Here is a 22877-nt window from a genome sequence, read left to right on the forward strand (position 1 = left end):
GGTTTGCGTTAGCTTTCGTAGCTTATGGCGTTTTCGTTAGGTAAGATTTGTTCCCTTTTGCTGGCCTGTGAGCGCTTCCTTTGTTGCCTAATATTCGTGTCGTTCTGGTCAATACCAGCCATCCCGGGAACATCGGCGGTGCTGCGCGCGCCATGAAAAACATGGGCTTGTCGCGTCTGGTGCTGGTTGAGCCCCGAGTATTTCCGCACCATGAAGCCGATGCGCGTGCTTCTGGGGCGGGCGATATTCTAGAAAATGCGCAAGTCGTCGCCACGCTTGAGGATGCGTTGGTGGGCTGCAATCTGGTGCTGGGCACCAGTGCGCGTGATCGCCGTATTCCCTGGCCGCTGCTGGATCCGCGTGAGTGCGGGCAAAAAGTCGTGGCCGAGGCCGCTAACGGTGCAGAAATCGCCTTGGTGTTTGGTCGTGAAGACTCCGGCCTCACGAACGACGAGCTGCAGCGTTGCCACTTTCATGTGCACATCCCTTCAGACCCTGAGTTCAGCTCCCTGAACCTGGGTGCGGCTGTTCAGGTGTTGAGCTATGAGATTCGCATGGCCTGGTTGGCGGCTCAGGGCCAGCCCAGCAAGGTCGAAAAAGAAGAAGTGGCCTCCACCAAAAGTGGGGAGCTAGCGACCATGGATGAGCTGGAGCGCTTTTACGAGCACCTGGAGCAGACACTGGTTGCCATTGAGTTTATGGACCCTGAGAAGCCGCGTCATTTGATGGCGCGTTTACGCCGACTGTATGGCCGCAGTTCGGTCAGTCGGGCGGAGATGAATATTTTGCGTGGCATTCTCACTGAAACCCAAAAAGCAGCCCGCGGCGAGCTGCTCAAGCGCAAGGATTGATCATGTTTGAGCGTCTGCGTGAAGATATTCAAAGTGTGTTTCATCGTGATCCTGCGGCGCGAAATGCTTTCGAGGTGCTGACCTGCTATCCGGGCATGCATGCCATCTGGATTCATCGCCTGTCGGCTGTGTTGTGGGGGGCGGGCTGGAAATGGTTGGCGCGCCTGGTGTCGAATTTCGGGCGTTGGTTGACCGGTATCGAGATTCATCCTGGGGCCAAAGTCGGGCGCCGTTTCTTCATTGATCACGGCATGGGTATTGTGATTGGTGAGACTGCCGAGATCGGTGATGACGTGACGCTGTACCAGGGGGTGACGCTGGGCGGTACCAGTTGGAATAAAGGCAAGCGTCACCCAACGCTGGAAAATGGTGTGGTGGTCGGTGCGGGTGCCAAGGTGCTGGGGCCGTTTACCGTGGGTGCTGGCGCCAAGGTCGGTTCCAATGCGGTAGTCACCAAGCCTGTGCCTGCCGGCGCGACGGTAGTAGGGATTCCGGGTCGTATCATTGTCAAAAGTGACGATGCGGTCGAAGCCAAGCGCAAGGCGATGGCTGAAAAAATCGGCTTTGATGCCTATGGTGTGGGTGAAGACATGCCAGATCCGGTGGCGCGAGCGATTGCCCAATTGCTGGATCATCTTCAAGCGGTTGACGGCAAGCTTGAGGGTATGTGCGGCGCTCTGAAGGATTTGGGCAGTCCTTATTGCGCGCAGGATCTTCCTGAGCTGCGTGAAGAAGACTTTGCCTGCGTTAAAGGCAAGGACGAAAGTCAGGCCGTGTAGGCTTGTAGCCGCTGCCGCAGGCTGCGATCGGGCGCGAAGCGGCCGTGCTTTTTGGGCTGCAGGAGATTCCTGCAACCCTTATTGAAGTCTACGACGGTGAGCAGGGCGTTTGCTGTGGCCCGTGTGCCATTACGTCGCAGACCCTGCTACAATGCGGCCGCTGTTTTGCGGGTAATCCCGACTAAAGTGCTAGGTCTAATAGTTGACTTAAATAGTCGGGAATAGCATACTCGCCTCCATTCCGAATTCCGTGGTACCTGTCCATGAGACTGACTACAAAAGGCCGTTACGCCGTTACTGCAATGCTTGATTTGGCGTTGCACGCACAGCACGGGCCGGTGTCCCTGGCTGATATTTCCGAGCGCCAAGGCATTTCTCTTTCCTACCTTGAGCAATTGTTCGCCAAATTGCGCCGCAGCAGCCTGGTTTCCAGCGTGCGCGGGCCGGGCGGCGGCTATCGGCTGTCGCGTGACATGCAAGGTATTCAGGTCGCTCAAGTGATTGATGCGGTCAACGAATCTGTCGACGCCACGCGTTGCCAAGGGCTTGGCGATTGCCATGCCGGTGACACGTGCCTGACCCACCACTTGTGGTGCGACCTGAGCCTGCAAATCCACGAATTTCTCAGCGGTATCAGCTTGGCTGATCTTGTTACTCGCCGTGAGGTACAAGAAGTAGCCCAGCGTCAGGATCAGCGCCGCTGTAATGGCAAAGCGCCGCACCTGGATAAGATCGAAGCGTCCGCCGTCGAGTGATTGCATAAAAACGACGGTGCGCCAGCCAGCCTGATTTAGGAGATAGTCCATGAAATTGCCCATTTACCTTGATTACTCAGCCACCACCCCGGTTGATCCGCGTGTTGCTCAAAAAATGAGCGACTGCTTGCTGGTTGACGGGAACTTCGGTAACCCGGCTTCGCGCTCTCACGTGTTCGGCTGGAAAGCTGAAGAAGCGGTTGAGAACGGTCGTCGCCAGGTCGCTGACCTGGTTAACGCTGACCCGCGTGAAATTGTCTGGACCTCCGGTGCAACCGAGGCCAACAACCTGGCAATCAAAGGTGCAGCGCATTTCTATGCCACCAAAGGCAAGCACCTGATCACCGACAAGATTGAGCACAAAGCCGTTCTCGACACCATGCGTCAGCTGGAGCGTGAAGGCTTTGAAGTGACCTACATCGAGCCGGGTGAAGACGGTCTGGTTACGCCTGCCATGGTTGAAGCCGCCATGCGCGATGACACCATCCTGGTGTCGATCATGCATGTGAACAACGAAATCGGCACCATCAACGACATCGCTGCCATTGGTGAGCTGACTCGCTCGCGCGGCGTGCTGTTCCATGTTGATGCGGCACAGTCCACCGGTAAGGTTGAAATCGACCTGGCCAAGCTGAAAGTCGACTTGATGTCCTTCTCGGCTCACAAAACCTACGGCCCTAAAGGCATTGGTGCTCTGTACGTAAGTCGCAAACCGCGCGTACGTATTGAAGCCGCCATGCACGGCGGCGGTCACGAGCGCGGCATGCGTTCCGGCACCTTGGCCACCCACCAGATCGTGGGCATGGGCGAAGCGTTCCAGATTGCCAAAGAAGAAATGGCCGCTGAAAACATTCGAATCAAAGCCTTGAGCGACCGTTTCTTCAAGCAGGTTGAACACCTTGAAGAGCTGTACGTTAACGGCAGCATGATTCACCGCGTACCGCACAACCTGAACCTGAGCTTCAACTACGTTGAAGGCGAGTCGCTGATCATGGCGCTCAAGGATCTGGCGGTGTCGTCCGGTTCGGCATGCACCTCTGCTTCCCTTGAGCCGTCCTACGTATTGCGCGCCCTGGGCCGCAACGACGAATTGGCACACAGCTCGATCCGTTTCACCTTCGGCCGGTTCACCACCGAAGAAGAAATCGACTACGCCGCGCAGAAAGTGTGCGAGGCCGTTACCAAGCTGCGCGCTCTGTCGCCGCTGTGGGACATGTACAAAGACGGCATCGACATCTCGAAAATCGAGTGGGCGGCGCACTGATATTTCAAGTCGCCGTAGACAGGCGTTGTAAACGCAGCCAAAGCAGCGTTTACAACGTCTGAAGAGCGACTCTCTGATGAGTGAGGATTAGTACCATGGCTTACAGCGAAAAGGTCATTGACCACTACGAGAACCCGCGCAACGTCGGCAAGATGGACGCGGAAGACCCGGATGTTGGCACCGGCATGGTGGGCGCACCGGCGTGCGGCGACGTAATGCGTTTGCAGATCAAGGTTAACGAGCAGGGCATCATTGAAGATGCCAAGTTCAAGACCTATGGTTGCGGTTCGGCAATTGCGTCCAGCTCCCTGGCTACCGAGTGGATGAAGGGCAAGACTCTGGATGAAGCAGAGACCATCAAGAACACTCAGCTGGCCGAAGAACTGGCTTTGCCTCCGGTGAAAATTCACTGCTCGGTACTCGCAGAAGACGCCATCAAGGCGGCTGTTCGCGATTACAAGCTGAAGAAAGGTTTGATCTGATCCGCATGGCTTGCGTCTTTAATGGCGCAGGCGTGGTGAAGAGACTGGCAAAAGGTAAGGAGTCACGATGGCTATCAGCATGACAGAAGCGGCTGCTCGACACATTCGCCGCTCCCTTGACGGGCGCGGCAAAGGTGAGGGGATTCGTCTGGGTGTTCGCACCACAGGCTGTTCCGGTCTTGCCTATGTGCTGGAGTTTGTCGATGAAGTGGGCGAAGAAGACCAGGTCTTCGAAACCCATGGCGAAAAAGTGATCATTGATCCTAAGAGCCTGACTTACCTGGACGGCACTGAGCTGGACTTCGTCAAGGAAGGCCTGAACGAGGGCTTCAAGTTCAATAACCCTAACGTGCGCGGCGAATGTGGCTGCGGCGAAAGCTTCAACATCTGAGGCTAGTCGTGGGTACTCCTTGTCATTTTGCTTTGTTTGAGCTGCAACCGAGTTTCGTTCTGGACCTCGATCAGCTCGCTGTGCGCTACCGAGAGTTGGCGCGCGGTGTTCACCCGGATCGTTTTGCTGATGCTTCCGAGCGCGAGCAGCGCCTGGCGCTGGAGCAGTCGGCCAGCCTCAATGAGGCTTATCAGACGCTCAAAAACCCGTCCAAACGTGCGCGCTATCTGCTGGCATTGAAGGGTGGGGAGTTGCCGCTGGAAGTCACGGTGCATGATCCCGAGTTTCTGATGCAGCAAATGCAGTGGCGCGAAGAACTTGAAGATTTGCAGGACAGCGCCGATATGGCGGGTATTGCAGCATTCAAGCGTCGACTGAAAGTCGCTCAGGATCAACTGAATGACAGCTTCGCTGCTTGTTGGGATGACGCTGCGCAACGCGAGCAGGCTGAACGTCTGATGCGCCGCATGCAGTTCCTCGACAAGCTCACTTACGAAGTGCGCCAGCTAGAAGAGCGCCTCGACGATTAACTCCGTGCTTCCCTGATGGCACGCCTGATTACAGATAAGTCCTGATTACGATGGCCCTACTGCAGATCGCCGAACCCGGCCAAAGTCCTCAACCGCACCAGCGTCGTCTGGCTGTGGGGATCGACTTGGGCACTACCAATTCGTTGGTCGCTGCATTGCGCAGCGGTCTTTCCGAGCCCTTGGCTGACGCAAATGGCAATGTCATTTTACCGTCTGCCGTTCGCTATCACGCTGATCGCGTCGAGGTCGGTGAGTCGGCACGTCTGGCAGCCGCAAGCGACCCTTTCAATACCATCCTGTCGGTCAAACGCTTGATGGGCCGCGGCTTGTCTGACGTCAAGCAGTTGGGCGAGCAGCTGCCTTATCGCTTTGTTGGCGGTGAGTCGCACATGCCGTTTATCGACACCGTGCAAGGGCCTAAAAGCCCGGTTGAAGTGTCTGCTGAAATTCTGAAAGTGCTGCGTGAGCGCGCTGAAAAGACCTTGGGCGGGGAATTGGTGGGTGCGGTGATCACCGTTCCGGCCTATTTCGATGACGCTCAGCGTCAAGCCACCAAAGATGCAGCCAAATTGGCAGGCCTCAATGTGCTGCGTTTGCTCAATGAGCCAACCGCTGCGGCCGTGGCTTACGGGCTGGATCAGTCGGCTGAAGGGGTTGTGGCTATTTATGACCTGGGCGGAGGCACGTTCGATATTTCGATCCTGCGCCTGACCGGCGGTGTGTTTGAAGTGCTGGCCACGGGTGGTGATAGCGCGTTGGGCGGCGATGATTTCGATCATGCCATTGCGGGTTGGATGATCGAGCAGGCGGGCTTGTCGGCTGATCTAGATCCCGGCACTCAGCGCGCTTTGCTTCAGGCTGCTTGCGCTGCCAAAGAAGCGCTGACTGATGCGTCATCTGTAACGGTTGCTTTTGGCGAGTGGAGTGCAGAGCTGACCCGTGAAGCCTTTGATGCGCTGATTGAGCCCATGGTTGCACGCAGCCTCAAGGCTTGCCGCCGCGCCGTGCGCGACGCCAATATCGAAATTGAAGACGTTCAGGCCGTTGTCATGGTTGGCGGTTCGACCCGCGTACCGCGTGTTCGTGAAGCCGTCGCCGGAATGTTTGGTCGCGAGCCGCTGACCGATATCGACCCGGATCAAGTGGTGGCCATGGGTGCTGCGATCCAGGCCGATACCCTAGCGGGTAACAAGCGTGAAGGTGGCGAGCTGTTGCTGCTGGACGTGATTCCATTGTCGCTCGGTCTTGAGACCATGGGCGGCTTGATGGAGAAAGTTATCCCGCGCAACACCACGATTCCAGTGGCCCGTGCGCAGGATTTCACGACCTACAAAGATGGTCAGACGGCCATGATGATTCATGTGCTGCAAGGCGAGCGTGAACTGATTAGCGACTGCCGTTCCCTGGCACGCTTTGAGTTGCGTGGCATTCCGCCGATGGTGGCCGGCGCAGCCAAAATTCGTGTGACCTTTCAGGTCGATGCGGATGGTTTGCTCAGCGTTGCCGCTCGCGAGCTGGGTTCGGGCGTTGAGGCGAGCATTCAGGTCAAGCCGTCTTACGGTCTGACCGATGGCGAAATTGCCAAGATGCTCAAAGACTCGTTCCAGTACGCAGGTGATGACAAAGTGGCCCGTGTGTTGCGTGAGCAACAGGTCGATGCGCAGCGTTTGATCGAGGCTGTGCAGTCAGCGCTAGAGGTTGACGGTGATCGCTTGCTGGACGCCGAAGAGCGCATGGTCATCGAAGCGCAAATGCAAGAATTGTCTGAATTGATGAAAGGCACAGATGGTTACGCCATCGAGCAGCAGACCAAGCGTCTGTCGCAAGTCACTGATGCCTTTGCTGCCCGTCGTATGGATTTGACGGTCAAAGCCGCCCTGTCTGGGCGCAACCTGAATGAAATCGAGGAATAACTGATGCCGCAGATCATTTTTCTGCCACATGCCGAGCATTGCCCGGACGGTATGGTCGTTGAGGCTGAGACCGGCAAGTCCATTCTCGAAGTGGCCCATGACAATCACATCGAAATCGAAAGTGCTTGTGGTGGTGTCTGTGCGTGCACGACCTGTCACTGCATTATTCGTGAAGGCTTTGACTCGCTCGAAGAGGCTGATGAGCTGGAAGAAGACTACCTGGATCGTGCCTGGGGTCTTGAAGCTCACTCCCGTTTGAGCTGCCAGGCCAAGGTCGGTACTGAAGACCTGACGGTCGAGATTCCGAAATATTCCCTTAACCATGCTGCCGAAGCGCCGCACTGATAAGGAATTGTCATGAGCCTTAAATGGGTTGATGTTCAAGAAATTGCAATACAACTGGCTGAAGCTCACCCGGATGTTGATCCTCTGACCGTGAACTTCGTCAAGCTGCGCAATCTGGTGATGGCGCTGCCTGACTTTGACGACATCCCGGATCGTGGTGGAGAGAAGGTTCTCGAAGCCATTCAGGGGTTGTGGATCGAAGAAGCCGACTAAGCTTGTAACGACGTAATTATGCAATACCCCAGAACCCGCGTATAATTCGCGGGTTTAATTTTTCGCTTAAATCATTGTTTCTGGAGTTACACCATGGCTGTTCAACGCACTTTCTCCATCATCAAGCCTGACGCTGTTGCAAAAAACGTTATTGGCGAGATCACCACTCGTTTTGAAAAAGCCGGCCTGAAGGTTGTAGCTTCGAAAATGAAGCAGCTGTCCAAAGCTGAAGCTGAAGGCTTCTACGCTGAGCACAGCGCTCGTGGTTTCTTCGGCGACCTGGTTGCTTTCATGATCTCCGGTCCAGTTGTTGTTCAGGTTCTGGAAGGCGAAAACGCTATCGCTCTGAACCGCGAACTGATGGGCGCTACCAACCCTAAAGAAGCCGCTGCTGGCACCATCCGTGCTGACTTCGCTGATTCCATCGACGCGAACGCTGTTCACGGTTCCGACTCGGAAGCCGCTGCTGCACGCGAAATCTCCTACTTTTTCGCAGCTACTGAAGTAACCACTCGCTAAGTATTGGCTTGTGAGTGAGGGTGAAGACATGATTGCAACGACTGGCAAAACCAACCTGTTGGGTTTGACTCAACCGGAAATGGAGAAATTCTTCGACTCAATCGGGGAGAAGCGTTTCCGTGCCGGTCAGGTCATGAAGTGGATTCACCACTTTGGCGTCGAAGATTTCGACGCCATGACTAACGTCAGCAAGGCCTTGCGCGACAAGCTCAAGGCTATTGCTGAGGTTCGTGGGCCTGAAGTCGTCAGCGAGGACATCTCCAGCGATGGCACCCGTAAATGGGTGGTACGTGTAGAGTCCGGCAGCTGCGTCGAGACGGTTTACATTCCCTCGGGCAAACGCGGCACCTTGTGCGTTTCGTCCCAGGCTGGCTGTGCCCTGGACTGCAGTTTCTGCTCCACCGGCAAGCAAGGTTTCAATAGCAACCTCACCGCCGCCGAAGTGATCGGTCAGGTGTGGATTGCCAACAAATCCTTCGGCAGTGTTCCGGCAACCATCGACCGTGCCATCACCAATGTGGTGATGATGGGGATGGGTGAACCGCTGCTGAACTTCGACAACGTCATCAGTGCCATGAAATTGATGATGGATGACCTGGGTTACGGCATTTCCAAGCGCCGGGTCACCTTGTCCACCTCGGGCGTAGTGCCGATGATCGATGAGCTGGCCAAGCACATTGACGTCTCCCTGGCATTGTCACTGCACGCACCTAACGACGAGCTGCGCAGTCAGTTGGTGCCCATCAACAAGAAGTACCCGCTGGCCATGCTGCTTGATTCTTGCCGTCGTTATATGGCGACCTTGGGTGAGAAGCGCGTGTTGACCGTCGAGTACACCTTGCTCAAAGACGTGAACGACCATGTTGACCACGCGCGTGAAATGATCGAGTTGCTCAAGGACACGCCGTGCAAGATCAACCTGATCCCGTTCAACCCTTTCCCGCATTCGGGTTATGAGCGTCCAAGCAACAACGCCATTCGCCGTTTTCAGGAGCTGTTGCAGCAGGCGGGTTACAACGTGACCGTGCGCACGACGCGCGGCGAAGACATCGACGCGGCCTGTGGGCAGTTGGTGGGGCAGGTCAATGACCGCACCCGTCGCAGCTCGCGCCTGATTGCCGCGCGTGAGCTCAACGCCGATGCCGACTCAGCGCCCAACGCTGCCTCGGCGTCCTGAGAGAGGACATCCATGATCCTGCGCGCTGCGCTGTGTGTCGTATGGGCCGGCTTAGTTGCGGGCTGCGTTTCATCGGGTAGCTCAAGCCCGATGAACAGCGACGAAGGGCGTGATGCAGCGCGTGAGGCTTATGTTCAGTTGGGCCTCGGTTATCTCCAGCAGGGGATGGCAGAACAGGCCAAAGTACCTTTGGGCAAGGCCCTCGAACTCGACAAGACTGATCCGGACACCCAAGCCGCCCTGGCTTTGGTTTTTCAGTCTGAAATGGAGTTTGAGCTGGCTGAACAGGCATTTCGCACGGCGTTGAACCGGCGGCCAGGCGACCCGCGCATTCTCAACAATTACGCCAGCTTTCTGTTTGAGCAACAGCGCTACCAAGAAGCCAGCGCGTACTTTCAAAAAGCTCTGGCCGACCCGCTCTATCCTGATCGATCGCGCATCTTCGAGAATCTGGGGATGACTGCACTCAAGTTGGGTCAGCGGGATGAGGGCCGTCAGCAGCTCGAAAAAGCCCTGCGTTTGAACCCCCGACAACCCCGCGCACTGCTCGAAATGGCTGAGTTGTCTTACGAAGACAGGCATTATGTGCCCGCACGTGACTTTTACGATCGTTTTAGCCTGCTTAGCGGGCAAAATGCACGTAGTCTATTGCTCGGTGCGCGGTTGGCAGATGTTTTCGACGAGCGTGCTTCAACAGCCAATTATGGTCATCAACTAAAAAGACTCTATCCCGGTACGCCGGAATATCAGCAATACCTGTCGGAGCAATGATGAAAGCGGCGCAACCCGAAGTTCTAGCAGCGACTCGTGTCAATCCTGGTGAGACCTTGCGTCAGGCCCGTGAAAACAATGGCTGGACGTTGGCTGAAGTCGCCATGAAGCTTAATCTCACGGCCAGCTCCTTGAGTAATCTTGAGGCGGGGGCGTTCGACAAGCTGCCGGGGCATACCTTTGCTCGTGGTTATATTCGCGCCTATGCCAAATTGCTCGGTATGGATCAGACTGCGCTGGTGCATGAGTTTGATCTCTACACCGGAACAGATGCCAACGGCAGTAGTGTGCACAGCCTTGGCCGCATTGAAGAGCCGGTGCGTATTTCGCACACCATCTTGCGTATTGTCAGCCTGCTGTTGCTGATCGCTGTTATCGGTGGTGGCTTTATCTGGTGGCAGGACCAAACGTCCATGCGCACCAAAGACCTGATTGGTCTGGCCCCGGAACACGTGGAAGTTGAAGGTGCTGACGGCACCACCCAGATCCACCCGCTCGACGAGCCGGAAGATCAGGCCGTGGCTGAAGCCAAGGTTGAAGCACAATCACCGGTTGAAGCCCAAACCGCTGAGGAGCAAACGCAGAGCTCGGCATTGGCACTTCCGCTTGCGTCTGCGCCTGCCGCCACTGCCTCCGCACCCGTTGCCGCCGTCACTTCTGACCCGTCTGCGCCTGCGGCACCTGTCGCGCCAACGCTTGCTGCCACGCCAGTTGCTCCCGCAGTTGCGCCTGTCGAAAGCGCACCAGTAGCCGGTGCTGGCAAGGTTGCAGTGCAATACAACGCAGATTGCTGGACTCAAGTCACCGATGCGACGGGTAAAGTGTTGTTTGGCGGCCTGAAGCGCAAAGGCGAAAATCTTGAAGTGAGCGGCAAGCCACCTCTGAGCTTGCGCCTGGGCTTTGCCCGTGGCGCGCAAGTGACCTACAACGGTCAGGCGGTGGATGTCGCTCCTTTCACCAGTGGCGAGACTGCTCGCCTGAAGTTAGGTCAATAAGTCATGCACGGCGAATCACCAATCAAACGTCGCGAATCGCGCAAAATCTGGGTCGGCTCTGTGCCAGTCGGTGGCGATGCCCCCATTGCTGTACAGAGTATGACCAACAGCGATACCAATGATGTCGCAGCGACCGTTGCGCAAATCAATCGTCTGGAAGCCGCAGGTGTCGATATCGTGCGGGTTTCCGTACCTGATATGGATGCAGCAGAAGCGTTTGGCCGTATCAAGCAATTGGTCAAAGTGCCATTGGTTGCCGACATCCACTTCGATTATCGGATTGCGCTGCGCGTAGCCGAGTTGGGTGTGGACTGTTTGCGCATCAACCCGGGCAACATTGGTCGCGAAGACCGTGTACGTGCCGTGGTCGATGCTGCCCGTGATCGCGGTATTCCAATTCGGATCGGCGTTAACGCCGGTTCGCTCGAGAAAGACCTGCAAAAGAAGTACGGCGAACCGACCCCTGCTGCGCTGGTAGAGTCAGCACTGCGTCACGTTGAGCACCTTGAACGCCTGAATTTCAAGGACTTCAAGGTCAGCGTTAAGGCCTCCGACGTGTTTATGGCGGTTGAAGCCTACCGTCTCCTGGCTAAGGAAATCGTCCAGCCGCTGCACTTGGGTATCACCGAAGCCGGTGGTTTACGTTCGGGCACAGTGAAATCTGCCGTCGGCCTAGGTATGCTGCTCGCCGAGGGAATTGGCGATACTATCCGTATCTCGTTGGCAGCAGACCCGGTTGAGGAAGTCAAAGTTGGTTACGACATCCTGAAATCACTGCGTTTGCGCTCGCGTGGCATTAACTTTATTGCGTGCCCAAGCTGTTCGCGCCAGAACTTCGACGTGGTTAAAACCATGAACGAGCTGGAAGGGCGCCTGGAAGATCTGCTGGTGCCCTTGGATGTCGCTGTGATCGGCTGTGTTGTAAATGGCCCCGGTGAAGCCAAGGAGGCCCATGTGGGCCTGACCGGCGGAACGCCCAACCTGATTTATATCGATGGCAAGCCGTCGCAGAAATTGACGAATGAAAACCTGGTGGATGAGCTCGAAAAGCTGATTCGCCAGAAGGCGGCCGAAAAGGTCGAAGCTGACGCAGCGGTTATCGCGCGCGGCTAATCAAACGAATTAAGGACTTTTTGTGAGCAAGTCTCTGCAAGCCATTCGTGGCATGAACGACATTCTGCCCGACCAGACGCCTGTATGGCGTTACGTCGAAGGCAAGGTAGCGCGTTTGCTGGATAACTACGGTTACAAGCAAATTCGCATGCCTATCGTCGAGTTCACCGAACTGTTCAAGCGCTCCATCGGCGAAGTGACTGATATCGTCGAAAAAGAGATGTACACCTTCGAGGACCGCAACGGCGATTCGCTGACCTTGCGTCCTGAAGGCACGGCGGCGTGCGTCCGTGCTGTGCTTGAGCACGGCATCACCGGCGGTGGTCAGGTTCAAAAGTTGTGGTACATCGGCCCGATGTTCCGCCACGAGCGCCCGCAGAAAGGTCGCTATCGCCAGTTCCATCAGATTGGGGTTGAGGTGTTCAACCTGGATGGGCCGGACATCGATGCTGAATTGATCGTGCTGACCTGGCGTCTGTGGGGAGAGCTGGGCATCCGTGATGCGGTCAAGCTTGAGCTCAACAGCCTGGGTACCAGTGAAGCCCGCGCCCGCTATCGTGCGGCGCTGGTGGAATACCTGTCCTTGCGCTTGAGCGAGCTTGACGAAGATAGCCAGCGTCGTTTGAAATCCAACCCGCTGCGGGTGCTTGATACCAAGAACGCCGATACTCAGGCTGTACTGGTGGATGCGCCCAAGCTGGTGGATTACCTCGACGAAGAGTCCCGGGTGCATTTCGAAGGGCTGAAGGCCCGTCTGGATGCTGCCGGTATTCCTTATGTGATCAACCCCAAGCTGGTTCGCGGCCTCGATTACTACAGCAAAACCGTATTTGAATGGGTCACTGACAAGCTGGGCGCTCAAGGCACTGTCTGCGCGGGCGGCCGTTATGACGGTCTGGTCGAGCAAATGGGCGGCAAACCGACCACTGGCGTTGGCTTTGCAATGGGCATCGAGCGTTTGATTCTGTTGGTTGAAACGCTTGAACAAATCCCGCAAGAGTTGGCGCGTCAGGTGGACGTTTATCTGTGCGCGTTTGGTGAGGCTGCCGAACTGGCTGCCTTGGCATTGAGCGAGCGGGTTCGTGATCAATTGCCGAACCTGCGCTTGCAGATCAACGCGGGCGCCGGCAGTTTCAAAAGCCAGTTTAAAAAAGCCGACAAAAGCGGTGCGCTATACGCACTGATTCTGGGCGACGACGAATTGGCCCAGCAAGTGGTAGGCGTCAAACCTCTGCGTGGCCAGGGCGAACAACAAACGATTGCCTGGGATGCTCTAGCTGAGCACTTGGCCACCTGCGTTGTGCAGGGTTGAAGCTGTAAAACAGCCGATTTAGCGAATAAGGAGTGTTGGGGTGTCGAGTAACGAAGATGAACAGCTGGGCGAGTTGAAAGACTGGTGGCAGCGTAACGGCAAACCCCTGCTTACTGGCGGCTTGCTTGCGCTGGTAGTGGTGTCCGGCTGGCAGCTATGGCACAAATATCAGGCGAATCAGTCGCAAGGTGCGTCGGTTCTGTATCAGCAGTTGCTTGAAACCACACTCACGCCTGACGGTAAGCCCGATGTGGCCCGTGTGGCTGATCTGGCCAACAAGTTGAAAGGCGAATACGCAGGTTCTGCCTACGCACAATTTGGCGGGTTGTTCGTGGCTAAAGTGGCCGTGGACAATGGCAAACTCGACGACGCAGCCACTGAGCTGAAAACCATTGTCGACAAGCCAACCAACCCAACGCTGGGTGAAGTTGCACGTCAGCGTCTGGCTCAAGTTCTGGCAGCACAAGGCAAAGTTGATGATGCCTTGAAACTGCTTGAAGGCGATTCGGACAAAGCATTCCTGGCCAGCCGTGAAGAACTGAAAGGCGACCTGCTGGTACAGCAGGGCCGTACTGACGACGCACGTGCCGCCTACGAAAAAGCCAAAGCCGCGCTGTCGGATGAAGCGGCGGTCGGTGGCTTACAAATCAAGCTGGACGACCTGGCCAAAGGGGATGCGTGAAGTGATTCGATGGAAACATGCGGCATTGCTGGCTCTGGTCGTGTTGGCCGCGGGTTGCAGCAGCAACAGCAAAAAAGAACTTCCACCGGCTGAATTGACGGACTTCAAAGAAGAAGTCGTGTTGCAAAAGCAGTGGGATCGCTCGATCGGTGACGGTCAGGGCAAAACCTATAACATGCTGGTACCAGCTGTTGAAGGTAATAACATCTACGCCGCTGACGTGACGGGCGTAGTGATGTCTCTTGACCGCATGAACGGTGACGTTCAGTGGAAGAAAGACCTCGATCAGCCTGTTTCTGGCGCAGTAGGTCTGGGCTATGGTCTGGTGCTGCTGGGTACCTTGCAGGGTGATGTCATTGCTCTGGATGCCAGCAACGGTGAAGAGAAATGGCGCGCACGTGTTAACAGCGAAGTGCTGGCTCCACCTGCAACCAACGGCGATATCGTTGTGGTTCAGACTCAGGACGACCATCTGATTGGCCTGGACGCCTCGACGGGCGATCAGCGCTGGATCTACGACAGCACGCCAGGTGTTTTGACCTTGCGTGGCACCGGTGCTCCGCTGGTAACCAATCACCTGGCGGTTGCAGGTCTGTCGACCGGTAAAGTCGTTGCGCTGGATACTCAGACCGGTGTGCCGGTATGGGAGCAGCGTGTGGCCGTACCGCAAGGTCGCTCGGAGCTGGAGCGCATCGTTGATATTGACGGCGGTCTGCTGTTGTCCGGCGGCACGCTGTATGTAGCGAGCTACCAGGGCCGTATGGCAGCACTGGAACTGGAAAGCGGTCGCGTGCTTTGGCAGCGCGATGCTTCCAGCTATGCCGGTGTCGCGCAGGGCTTTGGCAACGTCTACGTCAGCCTGGCGTCCGGTACGGTTGAAGGCGTTGATGAGCGCTCGACCACTGCCTTGTGGAGCAACGATGCTCTGGCCCGCCGTCAATTGTCGGCACCAGAAGTTTTCTCCAGCTACGTGGCAGTCGGCGACATGGAAGGCTATCTGCACCTGCTCAGTCAGGTTGATGGTCGTTTCGTTGGCCGTACTCGTGTAGACAGTGATGGCCTTCGGGCACGTCCGCTGGTGGTCGGTGACATGATTTACGTGTTTGGTAACAGCGGCAAACTGGAAGCCCTGACCATTCGCTAAGGCGTCTATGCTTGAGGCTCTAGGGTCTCAGGCAGCCTTGCTCTGGCAAGGCTCGCGGCACATATGTGCTGTTCCGAACTCTGGCCGCAGCCTTGCTGCGGCTTTTGTATTTTCTGAAATAACGAAGTGGAGAGCCGCATGGTTCCCGTAATCGCCCTGGTGGGCCGACCTAACGTCGGCAAGTCCACCTTGTTCAACCGCCTGACCAGGACTCGCGACGCTATCGTCGGCGACTTGTCCGGTCTAACCCGTGATCGCCAATACGGTGAGGCCAAGTGGCAAGGGCGTTCCTACATTCTGGTCGACACCGGTGGTATTTCCGGTGACGAGCACGGTATGGACGAAAAGATGGCCGAGCAGTCACTGCTGGCGATCGAAGAAGCGGATGTTGTTCTGTTCCTGGTAGATGCAAAAGCGGGTTTTACCGCTGCTGACCAGATGATCGGCGAGCACCTGCGTAAGCGTAACAAGCGTTCTTACGTGGTTGCCAACAAGGTCGATAACATTGATCCGGACATGGCTCGCGCCGAGTTCGCACCCTTGGGCATGGGTGATGCGATTCCAATCGCCGGTGCTCATGGTCGTGGTATCACGCAAATGCTGGAAATTGCCTTGGGCAACTTCCCGCGTGATGAAGAAGAGCCGGTCGACGGCGAAGAAGAAATCGTGCTCGAAGGTGAGGAAGCCAAGCGCATTCCTGGCCCAAGTGAAAAAGACGGTATCAAGATCGCTATCATTGGTCGCCCTAACGTCGGTAAATCGACCCTGGTTAACCGCATGCTGGGTGAAGATCGGGTGATCGTGTACGACCAGCCAGGTACCACGCGTGACAGTATCTACATCCCGTTTGAGCGCAATGACGAGAAGTACACGCTGATCGACACCGCGGGTGTGCGCAAGCGCGGCAAGATCCACGAAGAAGTCGAAAAATTCTCCGTGGTCAAAACCCTGCAAGCCATCAAAGACGCCAACGTGGTGATCTTTGTAATGGACGCTCGTGAAGGCGTGGTTGACCACGACCTGAACCTGTTGGGTTTTGCGCTGGAGGCCGGTCGTGCTCTAGTCATCGCGATCAACAAGTGGGACGGCATGACCCCAAGCGAGCGCGAGTTCGTGAAGGTCGAATTGACCCGTCGCCTGTTCTTCGTTGACTTCGCCGATATTCACTTTATCTCGGCCTTGCACGGCACCGGTGTCGGTAACCTGTACCAATCGGTGCAGAACTCCTTCAAGTCGGCAGTAACGCGCTGGCCGACCAACCGTCTGACCCAGATTCTGGAAGACGCGGTCAGTGAGCACGCGCCACCGATGGTTAACAGCCGCCGGATCAAGCTGCGTTATGCCCACTTGGGTGGTGCCAACCCGCCGATTATCGTGATTCACGGTAACCAGGTTGAGAAGGTTCCGAAGTCTTACGTCCGTTATCTCGAAAACACCTACCGTCGAGTCTTGAAGCTGGTCGGTACGCCGATCCGCATCGAGTTCAAAGGTGGCGAGAACCCGTACGAAGGCAACAAGAACTCGCTTACTGACCGTCAGGTCAACAAGAAGCGCCGCATGATGTCGCACCACAAGAAAGCCGAGAAAAATCGTAGAGACAAGCGCTAACGCGCTAGCTGTAAGTTTTCAGCTGCAAGCTGTAAGTTAAAGCGAATATGCTTTAGCTTGCAGCTTGAGGCTTACTACTTGCAGCTCCCTGAAAGGGTGACGTCCATGATTGTCAGTAAATTGCCGAATGTCGGCACCACCATCTTTACGCGCATGTCGCAACTCGCGGCAGAAACCGGCGCGCTTAACCTGTCTCAGGGATTTCCTGACTTTGATGGCCCGCAAGCGCTGCGCGATGCGGTTGGCCAACATATCGCCCGTGGTCACAACCAATACTCGCCAATGACTGGCTTGCCCGCTTTGCGTACTCAAGTGGCGGCAAAAATTGCTCGCAGTTACGGCGTGCACGTGGATGCCGATACCGAGGTGACTATCACTCCCGGGGCCACTCAAGCTATTTTTTGTGCAATCCAGGCGGTCATTCACGCCGGTGACGAAGTCATCGTGTTCGACCCGTGCTATGACAGCTACGAGCCCTCGGTTGAGTTGGCCGGTGGTCGTTGCGTGCATGTACAGTTGGGGCTGGACGACTTCTCCATTGACTGGCAAAAGCTTAAAGATGCACTGACGCCGCGCACGCGCATGATCATCCTCAACAGCCCGCATAACCCAAGTGGTGCATTGATTAGCCGTGCCGAACTTGATCAGTTGGCTGCATTGATCGCAGACCGTGACATCTACCTCATCAGCGATGAGGTGTATGAGCATCTGGTGTACGACGGTGTGTCCCATGTCAGTGTTTTGTCGCACGCGCAGTTGTACGATCGGGCATTCGTGGTCAGTTCGTTCGGTAAGACTTACCACGTTACCGGTTGGAAAACGGGATATGTCGTGGCGCCGCCTGCCCTGACAGCCGAGTTGCGCAAGGTTCACCAGTACGTCAGTTTTTGCGGAGTGACGCCTTTGCAATATGCCTTGGCAGATTTTATGCAGGCTCATCCGGAACATGTAGAAGAGTTGCCGGGGTTTTATCAGGCCAAGCGCGATCTGTTTTGTGATTTGCTAAGCCCGTCGCGTTTCACCTTTAAACCGGTGGCAGGGACCTATTTTCAACTGGTCGATTATTCTCGAATTCGTCCCGACCTCGATGATGTCGCCATGGCCGAATGGCTCACCCGCGAGCACGGTGTGGCGACAATTCCGGTGTCGGTGTTCTACCAGTCCCCGCCTGAAGGGCAGCGGCTGGTTCGTTTATGTTTTGCAAAACGCGAGGAGACGCTGCGTGAAGCAGCAGAAAAACTATGCGTGATCTAAGTAAATTATCTGATTTAACCGTTGCGTTGGTGCAAACCACGCTGGCCTGGCATGACCGTCAGGCCAACTTTGAGCATTTTGAAGAGTTGCTGGAGCAAGCCAAAGGCGCTGATCTGGTGGTGTTGCCGGAAATGTTTACGACAGGCTTCAGCATGGAGTCAGAAACGCTGGCAGAACCTGAGCACGGGCCTACTCACGCGTGGCTCATTGCGCAGGCCAAGAAGCTTAATGCTGTCGTGACCGGAAGCATCATCGTACTAGCGGCTGATGGCAGTCATCGTAATCGCCTGCTGTGGGCGCGCCCTGATGGTGAAGTACTGCACTACGATAAGCGCCATTTGTTCCGCATGGCGGGTGAACACGAGCATTTCACCCCGGGCGAGCGTCAGATCCAGTTTGAAGTCAAAGGCTGGCGGGTTCGTCCTTTGATTTGCTACGACCTGAGATTTCCGGTGTGGAGCAGTGATCCTCACGACACTGACTTGTTGCTGTACACCGCCAACTGGCCGGGTGCGCGTCGTCTGCACTGGAACCGCTTGCTGCCTGCACGTGCGATTGAAAACCTGTGCTACGTCGCGGCGGTCAATCGGGTGGGGACAGACGGTAAAGGTCTGGTTTATACAGGCGACAGTCATATCTTCGACTTTCAGGGTGAGTCATTGCTCAGTGCGGGAGAGGGGGATGGGGTGTTTGAGGTTCGCCTGAATGCGGCAGAGCTGGCGGCTTACCGGGAGCGCTTTCCGGCTTATAAGGATGCCGATACGTTCGAGTTTCGATAGAGAGGCTTGCCCTCACCCTAACCCTCCCGGAAGGAGAGGGGACTAGAAGCTAAAGCATCTCGCAATCAGTTCCTTCTCCCTCTGGGAGAGGGCTCGGGTGAGGGTGTTCTGTCAGCCAATACGCAAAAGGCCCCAAGGTTCGCACCTTGGGGCCTTTTGCCATACCAGAACTGCTTACGCGGCTTTTGCCTCGCTTTCGCTCAGCGAACGGTTCAGGGCGCTGAACAGGGCCTTGAAGCTGGCGGTGGTGATGTTGTCATCAATGCCCACGCCATGCACGGCGCGTTCGCCATTCACGCGCAACTCAATGTAGGCCGCCGCTTTAGCATTGGTGCCCGCGCCAATCGCATGCTCGTTGTAATCCATGATCTCTGCTTTAACGGGCAGACCGGCCACCAGCGCTTCCAGCGCGCCATTACCCTTGCCGCTCCAGCGCAGATTGGTTTCACCGTCGCCTTTGGCGGACACTTCGACCTCGACTGCGCTGTGGCCGTTTTCTTCCTGAAGACGATGACTAACCAGCGCGTAAGGCGTATTGGCCTGCAAATACTCACTGCGCAGCAAGTTGTGAATCTGTTGGGCAGTCATTTCAAGACCCAAGCGATCCGTCTCGCGCTGAACCACCTGGCTGAATTCGATCTGCATCCGGCGCGGCAAGCTGATGCCGTATTCCTGCTCCAGCAAGTAAGCAATCCCGCCTTTGCCGGATTGGCTGTTCACGCGGATTACCGCTTCATAGCTGCGGCCTATGTCTGCCGGGTCGATAGGCAAGTACGGTACTTCCCACAGACCATCCGGTTTTTGCTGGGCGAAACCTTTGCGGATAGCGTCCTGATGCGAGCCAGAGAATGCGGTGTGGACCAAATCACCCACGTACGGGTGACGTGGGTGCACCGGAATCTGGTTGCACTCTTCAACGACCTTGCGCACGCCGTCGATGTCGGAGAAATCCAGTTCAGGGTTCAGGCCCTGGGTGTACATGTTCAAAGCCACGGTCACCAGATCGACGTTACCGGTCCGTTCACCGTTACCGAACAGGCAACCTTCAACGCGATCGGCACCCGCCATCAGGCCCAATTCAGTGGCGGCCACACCAGTGCCACGGTCGTTGTGGGTGTGCAGGCTGATCAGCACGCTGTCACGGCGATTGATATGGCGACCGAACCACTCGATCTGGTCGGCATAAATGTTCGGCGTGGCGCACTCAACGGTCGCAGGCAGATTGAGGATCATTTTGTGCTCGGGTGTCGGATTCCACACCTCGATCACCGCGTCGCACACTTCCTTGGCGAACTCCAGCTCGGTGGCGCTGAAGGTTTCAGGCGAATACTCGAACGTCCAGTGGGTTTCGGGCTGTTGAGCCGCATATTTGACGAACAGCTTGGCCGCGCTGACGGCAATTTCCTTGATGCCTTCTTTGTCCTGGTTGAACACGATGCGGCGGAATGCCGGGCAGGTCGCATTGTAGAGGTGGACGATGGCTTTTTTCGCGCCGCGCAGCGACTCAAAGGTGCGAGCGATCAAGTCTTCACGGCCTTGTGTCAGCACCTGAATGGTTGTGTCGTCCGGGATATGCCCGTCTTCGATCAAGGTGCGCACGAAGTCAAAGTCGGTTTGCGATGCTGCCGGGAATGATGCCTCGATCTCTTTAACGCCTACGCTCACCAGCGTCTTCCAGAAGCGCAGCTTCTTTACCGCATCCATCGGCTCGATCAGCGACTGGTTGCCGTCGCGCAGGTCGGAGCTGCACCAGATCGGCGCTTTGGTGATGGTTTTCGACGGCCAGGTGCGGTCAGGCAAGTTAATAACCGGGAAGGCGCGGTATTTGGAAGACGGGTCTTTGAGCATGGTCATCAGGCAATCCTTTTTGTACAAGCCGCAGTTATTGAGCGGCTTGCTGAAGAAATACAAAGCACAAGGGGCGAGGCACCGCGACTAGCTTTGCAGTCGTGCACTGACGAGGCAAAGGCTGCGATGTTGGCGTAGCAGAATGAGGGTGTGAGCGCTATTCATGGCCTCAACCCTAACCACTGGATGGGAAGATGGCAAGCAGCTAAAAAATATTGAGAGAAATGCTCGAATGTTGACGTTTTACGATCTTTGGTTGCGCTGATATGGCTTTAAGGTTGTTTTTATTGCAGGAGTTTGGTGGATGATCAGCAGCCTGTGCTGCTGCTGATCCTCCCTTTGGCGACGCTGTCAGGGCTGGAAGGCACCGATAAAAATGGCCGGATCGATGCGGGCATCATTAAGGCTGACGTTCCAGTGCATATGCGGGCCCGTGGCACGGCCGGTGGAGCCCACTTTACCCACCACATCGCCTCGCGCCAGTTGTTGACCGACCTTTGTATCCACTTTCGACATGTGGCAAAACATGCTGATAAAGCCTTGGCCGTGGTCGACAAATACGGTGTTGCCGTTAAAAAAGTAGTTACCTATCAAAATGACCTTTCCCGCCGCCGGGGTCTTGATAGGCGTGCCCGCCGGCACAGCGAAATCGAGACCTGCGTGCGGATTGCGCTCTTCGCCATTGAAGAATCGACGAACGCCGAACTTGCTCGACAGCGGCCCGTTGACGGGTTTATCGAGTAGCAGATTGCTTGGCGTGTTAGGACTGAAGGTACGGTAGGCCTTGATCTGAATCGCCAGCTCGTTGTCGATGCGCTTTATGTCATCCGGGTTGGGGTTAACCTGACGCTTGTTTTTGAGGGTGATGCGCTGTTCCGGGTACTTCTTGGTGCCCACCGTAAAGTTAAGGTCGCGGCCGCCCGTGCTGATCTGCTCGATTCCCGGCTTGACGGTGAGCGGGATGCCGACAATGGCTCGCCAGGTGTCCTGCTCTTTGATCACCATGACCGGTTTACCTTGAAAGGATGCCTTGGGCGCTTGTGCACCCGTCCCCAGCTCAATCACGGCCACACCGCCCGGCACGGGTTTGTTCAGTAGGCGAGTGATGTAGCTGTCTGCCGCATTGGCGTTGAGTGTCAGGCACAGTAAAAAAAGGGCAGAGAAAAAGCGCAGCATGGATTAATCCAGTAATGAAAGGGTGACAGGCGTGAGATGGTTGTCTTCAACCCGAACGTGCAATTCGCCTTCGCCTAGTCTGGCTTTCAACCGCTGGCCATTGTGGGTTTGTGCGGCGCTGCGGATGGCGTTGCCGCGCTCATCGAGCAAAATGCTGTAACCCCGGCCCAGCGTGGCCAAAGGGCTCACCACATGTAGGGTTTGCATTTGGGTTTGCAGGTGCAGGCGGCGTGACTTCAGCCCTTCGCGCATGGCGCGCGGCAGGCGCTCGGCCAGCGTGTCCAGGCGTTGACGCAGCAGCGCCAGTTGACGGCCCGGGTGCTGACCGGCCAAACGCGTTTCGAGGCGGATAAGGCGTTCGCGGCGTGTATTGAGGCTACGTTCGAAGGCCCGGCGCATGCGCATGTCCAAATCATCCAAGCGTTGGGCTTGCTGACGCAGGCGCTCTGCGGGATTGCGCAGGCGTCGTGCCAAGCCGTCGAGACGTAGGCGATCGCGCATCAGACGGTCGTGCATGCGCATCACCAAGCGGCGGTGAAGGCTGTCGATACGCCGTTGCAGGTCGCTTGAATCGGGGGCCAGCAACTCGGCAGCCGCTGACGGCGTCGGTGCTCGGACGTCAGCCACAAAGTCGGCGATTGAAACATCGGTTTCGTGGCCAACAGCGCTGACGATAGGCGTGATGCACGCATCAATGGCACGTGCCACGCCTTCTTCGTTGAAGCACCACAGGTCTTCCAGCGAACCGCCGCCGCGGGCCAGAATCAACGCGTCAAAGCCGCGCGCATCGGCCAGCTTCAAGGCGCGCACAATTTGTGCGGTGGCTTCGCGGCCTTGCACGGCGGTCGGGATCAGGGTCAGTTCAATGTGCGGCGCGCGGCGGCGGAAGACGCTGATGATGTCGCGGATGACCGCCCCCGTGGGCGAGCTGACAATGCCGATGCGCTGCGGGTGGGCGGGCAGGGCGACTTTGCGC

General features: G+C 56.5%; 24 protein-coding genes. 21 read left to right on the top strand and 3 right to left on the bottom strand.

Annotated features, from left to right (window positions below):
- The first annotated feature begins 80 nt into the window (after positions 1-80).
- The 21 genes from trmJ (at position 81) to ACI7MX_RS11830 (ending at position 18877) form a co-directional block, all read left to right on the top strand.
- Entirely contained in the window at positions 81-851 is a 771-nt protein-coding gene (gene trmJ, locus ACI7MX_RS11730) for a tRNA (cytosine(32)/uridine(32)-2'-O)-methyltransferase TrmJ (RefSeq protein ID WP_339405809.1), read from the top strand.
- Between the two features lie 2 nt (positions 852-853).
- Positions 854-1630, top strand: a complete 777-nt coding sequence (cysE, locus tag ACI7MX_RS11735; RefSeq protein WP_314492778.1) for a serine O-acetyltransferase — start codon at positions 854-856, stop codon at positions 1628-1630.
- A 263-nt stretch (positions 1631-1893) separates the two neighbouring features.
- Positions 1894-2385 (top strand): Fe-S cluster assembly transcriptional regulator IscR, encoded by a 492-nt coding sequence (iscR, locus tag ACI7MX_RS11740; RefSeq protein ID WP_122784847.1) that lies wholly within the window; start codon positions 1894-1896, stop codon positions 2383-2385.
- A gap of 49 nt (positions 2386-2434) precedes the next feature.
- On the top strand, positions 2435-3649 hold the full coding sequence (locus ACI7MX_RS11745) for an IscS subfamily cysteine desulfurase (RefSeq protein ID WP_122784846.1): 1215 nt from the start codon (positions 2435-2437) through the stop codon (positions 3647-3649).
- A 95-nt stretch (positions 3650-3744) separates the two neighbouring features.
- A complete protein-coding gene (gene iscU / locus ACI7MX_RS11750) occupies positions 3745-4131 on the top strand; it encodes a Fe-S cluster assembly scaffold IscU (RefSeq protein ID WP_405586561.1) in 387 nt (128 codons plus the stop codon).
- 67 nt (positions 4132-4198) lie between these two features.
- Positions 4199-4522, top strand: a complete 324-nt coding sequence (gene iscA / locus ACI7MX_RS11755) for an iron-sulfur cluster assembly protein IscA (RefSeq protein ID WP_016779604.1) — start codon at positions 4199-4201, stop codon at positions 4520-4522.
- An 8-nt stretch (positions 4523-4530) separates the two neighbouring features.
- Positions 4531-5052: a co-chaperone HscB gene (gene hscB / locus ACI7MX_RS11760; protein ID WP_405586557.1), complete on the top strand. Its 522-nt coding sequence runs from the start codon at positions 4531-4533 to the stop codon at positions 5050-5052.
- A 50-nt stretch (positions 5053-5102) separates the two neighbouring features.
- Positions 5103-6965: a Fe-S protein assembly chaperone HscA gene (hscA, locus tag ACI7MX_RS11765; RefSeq protein WP_314492764.1), complete on the top strand. Its 1863-nt coding sequence runs from the start codon at positions 5103-5105 to the stop codon at positions 6963-6965.
- Between the two features lie 3 nt (positions 6966-6968).
- Positions 6969-7310 carry an ISC system 2Fe-2S type ferredoxin gene (gene fdx, locus ACI7MX_RS11770; protein WP_047273851.1) on the top strand — a complete coding sequence of 114 codons (342 nt, stop codon included), beginning with the start codon at positions 6969-6971 and terminating at the stop codon, positions 7308-7310.
- Between the two features lie 12 nt (positions 7311-7322).
- A complete protein-coding gene (gene iscX, locus ACI7MX_RS11775) occupies positions 7323-7523 on the top strand; it encodes a Fe-S cluster assembly protein IscX (protein ID WP_048385877.1) in 201 nt (66 codons plus the stop codon).
- Between the two features lie 93 nt (positions 7524-7616).
- On the top strand, positions 7617-8042 hold the full coding sequence (gene ndk / locus ACI7MX_RS11780; protein ID WP_010457859.1) for a nucleoside-diphosphate kinase: 426 nt from the start codon (positions 7617-7619) through the stop codon (positions 8040-8042).
- A 28-nt stretch (positions 8043-8070) separates the two neighbouring features.
- Complete coding sequence (gene rlmN / locus ACI7MX_RS11785) at positions 8071-9219, top strand: 23S rRNA (adenine(2503)-C(2))-methyltransferase RlmN (RefSeq protein WP_405586551.1); 1149 nt, start codon at positions 8071-8073, stop codon at positions 9217-9219.
- 12 nt (positions 9220-9231) lie between these two features.
- The gene (pilW, locus tag ACI7MX_RS11790; RefSeq protein ID WP_405586548.1) at positions 9232-9990 is read left to right on the top strand and encodes a type IV pilus biogenesis/stability protein PilW; all 759 of its coding nucleotides are present in this window, start codon (positions 9232-9234) and stop codon (positions 9988-9990) included.
- On the top strand, positions 9990-10985 hold the full coding sequence (locus tag ACI7MX_RS11795) for a RodZ domain-containing protein (protein WP_405586545.1): 996 nt from the start codon (positions 9990-9992) through the stop codon (positions 10983-10985). The genes pilW and ACI7MX_RS11795 overlap by 1 nt, the downstream gene beginning before the upstream one ends.
- Before the next feature lie 3 nt (positions 10986-10988).
- The gene (gene ispG, locus ACI7MX_RS11800) at positions 10989-12098 is read left to right on the top strand and encodes a flavodoxin-dependent (E)-4-hydroxy-3-methylbut-2-enyl-diphosphate synthase (protein WP_122784839.1); all 1110 of its coding nucleotides are present in this window, start codon (positions 10989-10991) and stop codon (positions 12096-12098) included.
- 22 nt (positions 12099-12120) lie between these two features.
- Entirely contained in the window at positions 12121-13410 is a 1290-nt protein-coding gene (hisS, locus tag ACI7MX_RS11805) for a histidine--tRNA ligase (RefSeq protein WP_405586542.1), read from the top strand.
- A gap of 40 nt (positions 13411-13450) precedes the next feature.
- Positions 13451-14092, top strand: a complete 642-nt coding sequence (locus ACI7MX_RS11810; protein ID WP_405586539.1) for a YfgM family protein — start codon at positions 13451-13453, stop codon at positions 14090-14092.
- The gene (bamB, locus tag ACI7MX_RS11815; protein WP_146384167.1) at positions 14085-15236 is read left to right on the top strand and encodes an outer membrane protein assembly factor BamB; all 1152 of its coding nucleotides are present in this window, start codon (positions 14085-14087) and stop codon (positions 15234-15236) included. Before ACI7MX_RS11810 ends, bamB begins: the two co-directional genes overlap by 8 nt.
- 138 nt (positions 15237-15374) lie before the next feature.
- Positions 15375-16844, top strand: coding sequence for a ribosome biogenesis GTPase Der (gene der, locus ACI7MX_RS11820; protein ID WP_405586536.1), 1470 nt, complete (start codon positions 15375-15377; stop codon positions 16842-16844).
- Positions 16845-16949: 105 nt separating this feature from the next.
- Positions 16950-18098, top strand: a complete 1149-nt coding sequence (locus ACI7MX_RS11825) for a pyridoxal phosphate-dependent aminotransferase (protein ID WP_314483534.1) — start codon at positions 16950-16952, stop codon at positions 18096-18098.
- A complete protein-coding gene (locus tag ACI7MX_RS11830; RefSeq protein ID WP_314483536.1) occupies positions 18086-18877 on the top strand; it encodes an amidohydrolase in 792 nt (263 codons plus the stop codon). The genes ACI7MX_RS11825 and ACI7MX_RS11830 overlap by 13 nt, the downstream gene beginning before the upstream one ends.
- Before the next feature lie 174 nt (positions 18878-19051).
- On the opposite strand, the gene leuA is transcribed toward ACI7MX_RS11830, so the two are convergent.
- The 3 genes from leuA to xseA all read right to left on the bottom strand — a co-directional run.
- On the bottom strand, positions 19052-20731 hold the full coding sequence (leuA, locus tag ACI7MX_RS11835; protein WP_405586531.1) for a 2-isopropylmalate synthase: 1680 nt from the start codon (positions 20729-20731) through the stop codon (positions 19052-19054).
- 345 nt (positions 20732-21076) lie between these two features.
- On the bottom strand, positions 21077-21901 hold the full coding sequence (locus ACI7MX_RS11840) for a peptidoglycan DD-metalloendopeptidase family protein (RefSeq protein ID WP_314483539.1): 825 nt from the start codon (positions 21899-21901) through the stop codon (positions 21077-21079).
- A 3-nt stretch (positions 21902-21904) separates the two neighbouring features.
- On the bottom strand, positions 21905-22877 hold a 973-nt coding region (xseA, locus tag ACI7MX_RS11845), incomplete at its 5' end, for an exodeoxyribonuclease VII large subunit (protein ID WP_405634576.1).

It is taken from the genome of Pseudomonas sp. 2024-210, assembly GCF_045062345.1.
Classification (GTDB): Bacteria; Pseudomonadota; Gammaproteobacteria; order Pseudomonadales; family Pseudomonadaceae; genus Aquipseudomonas.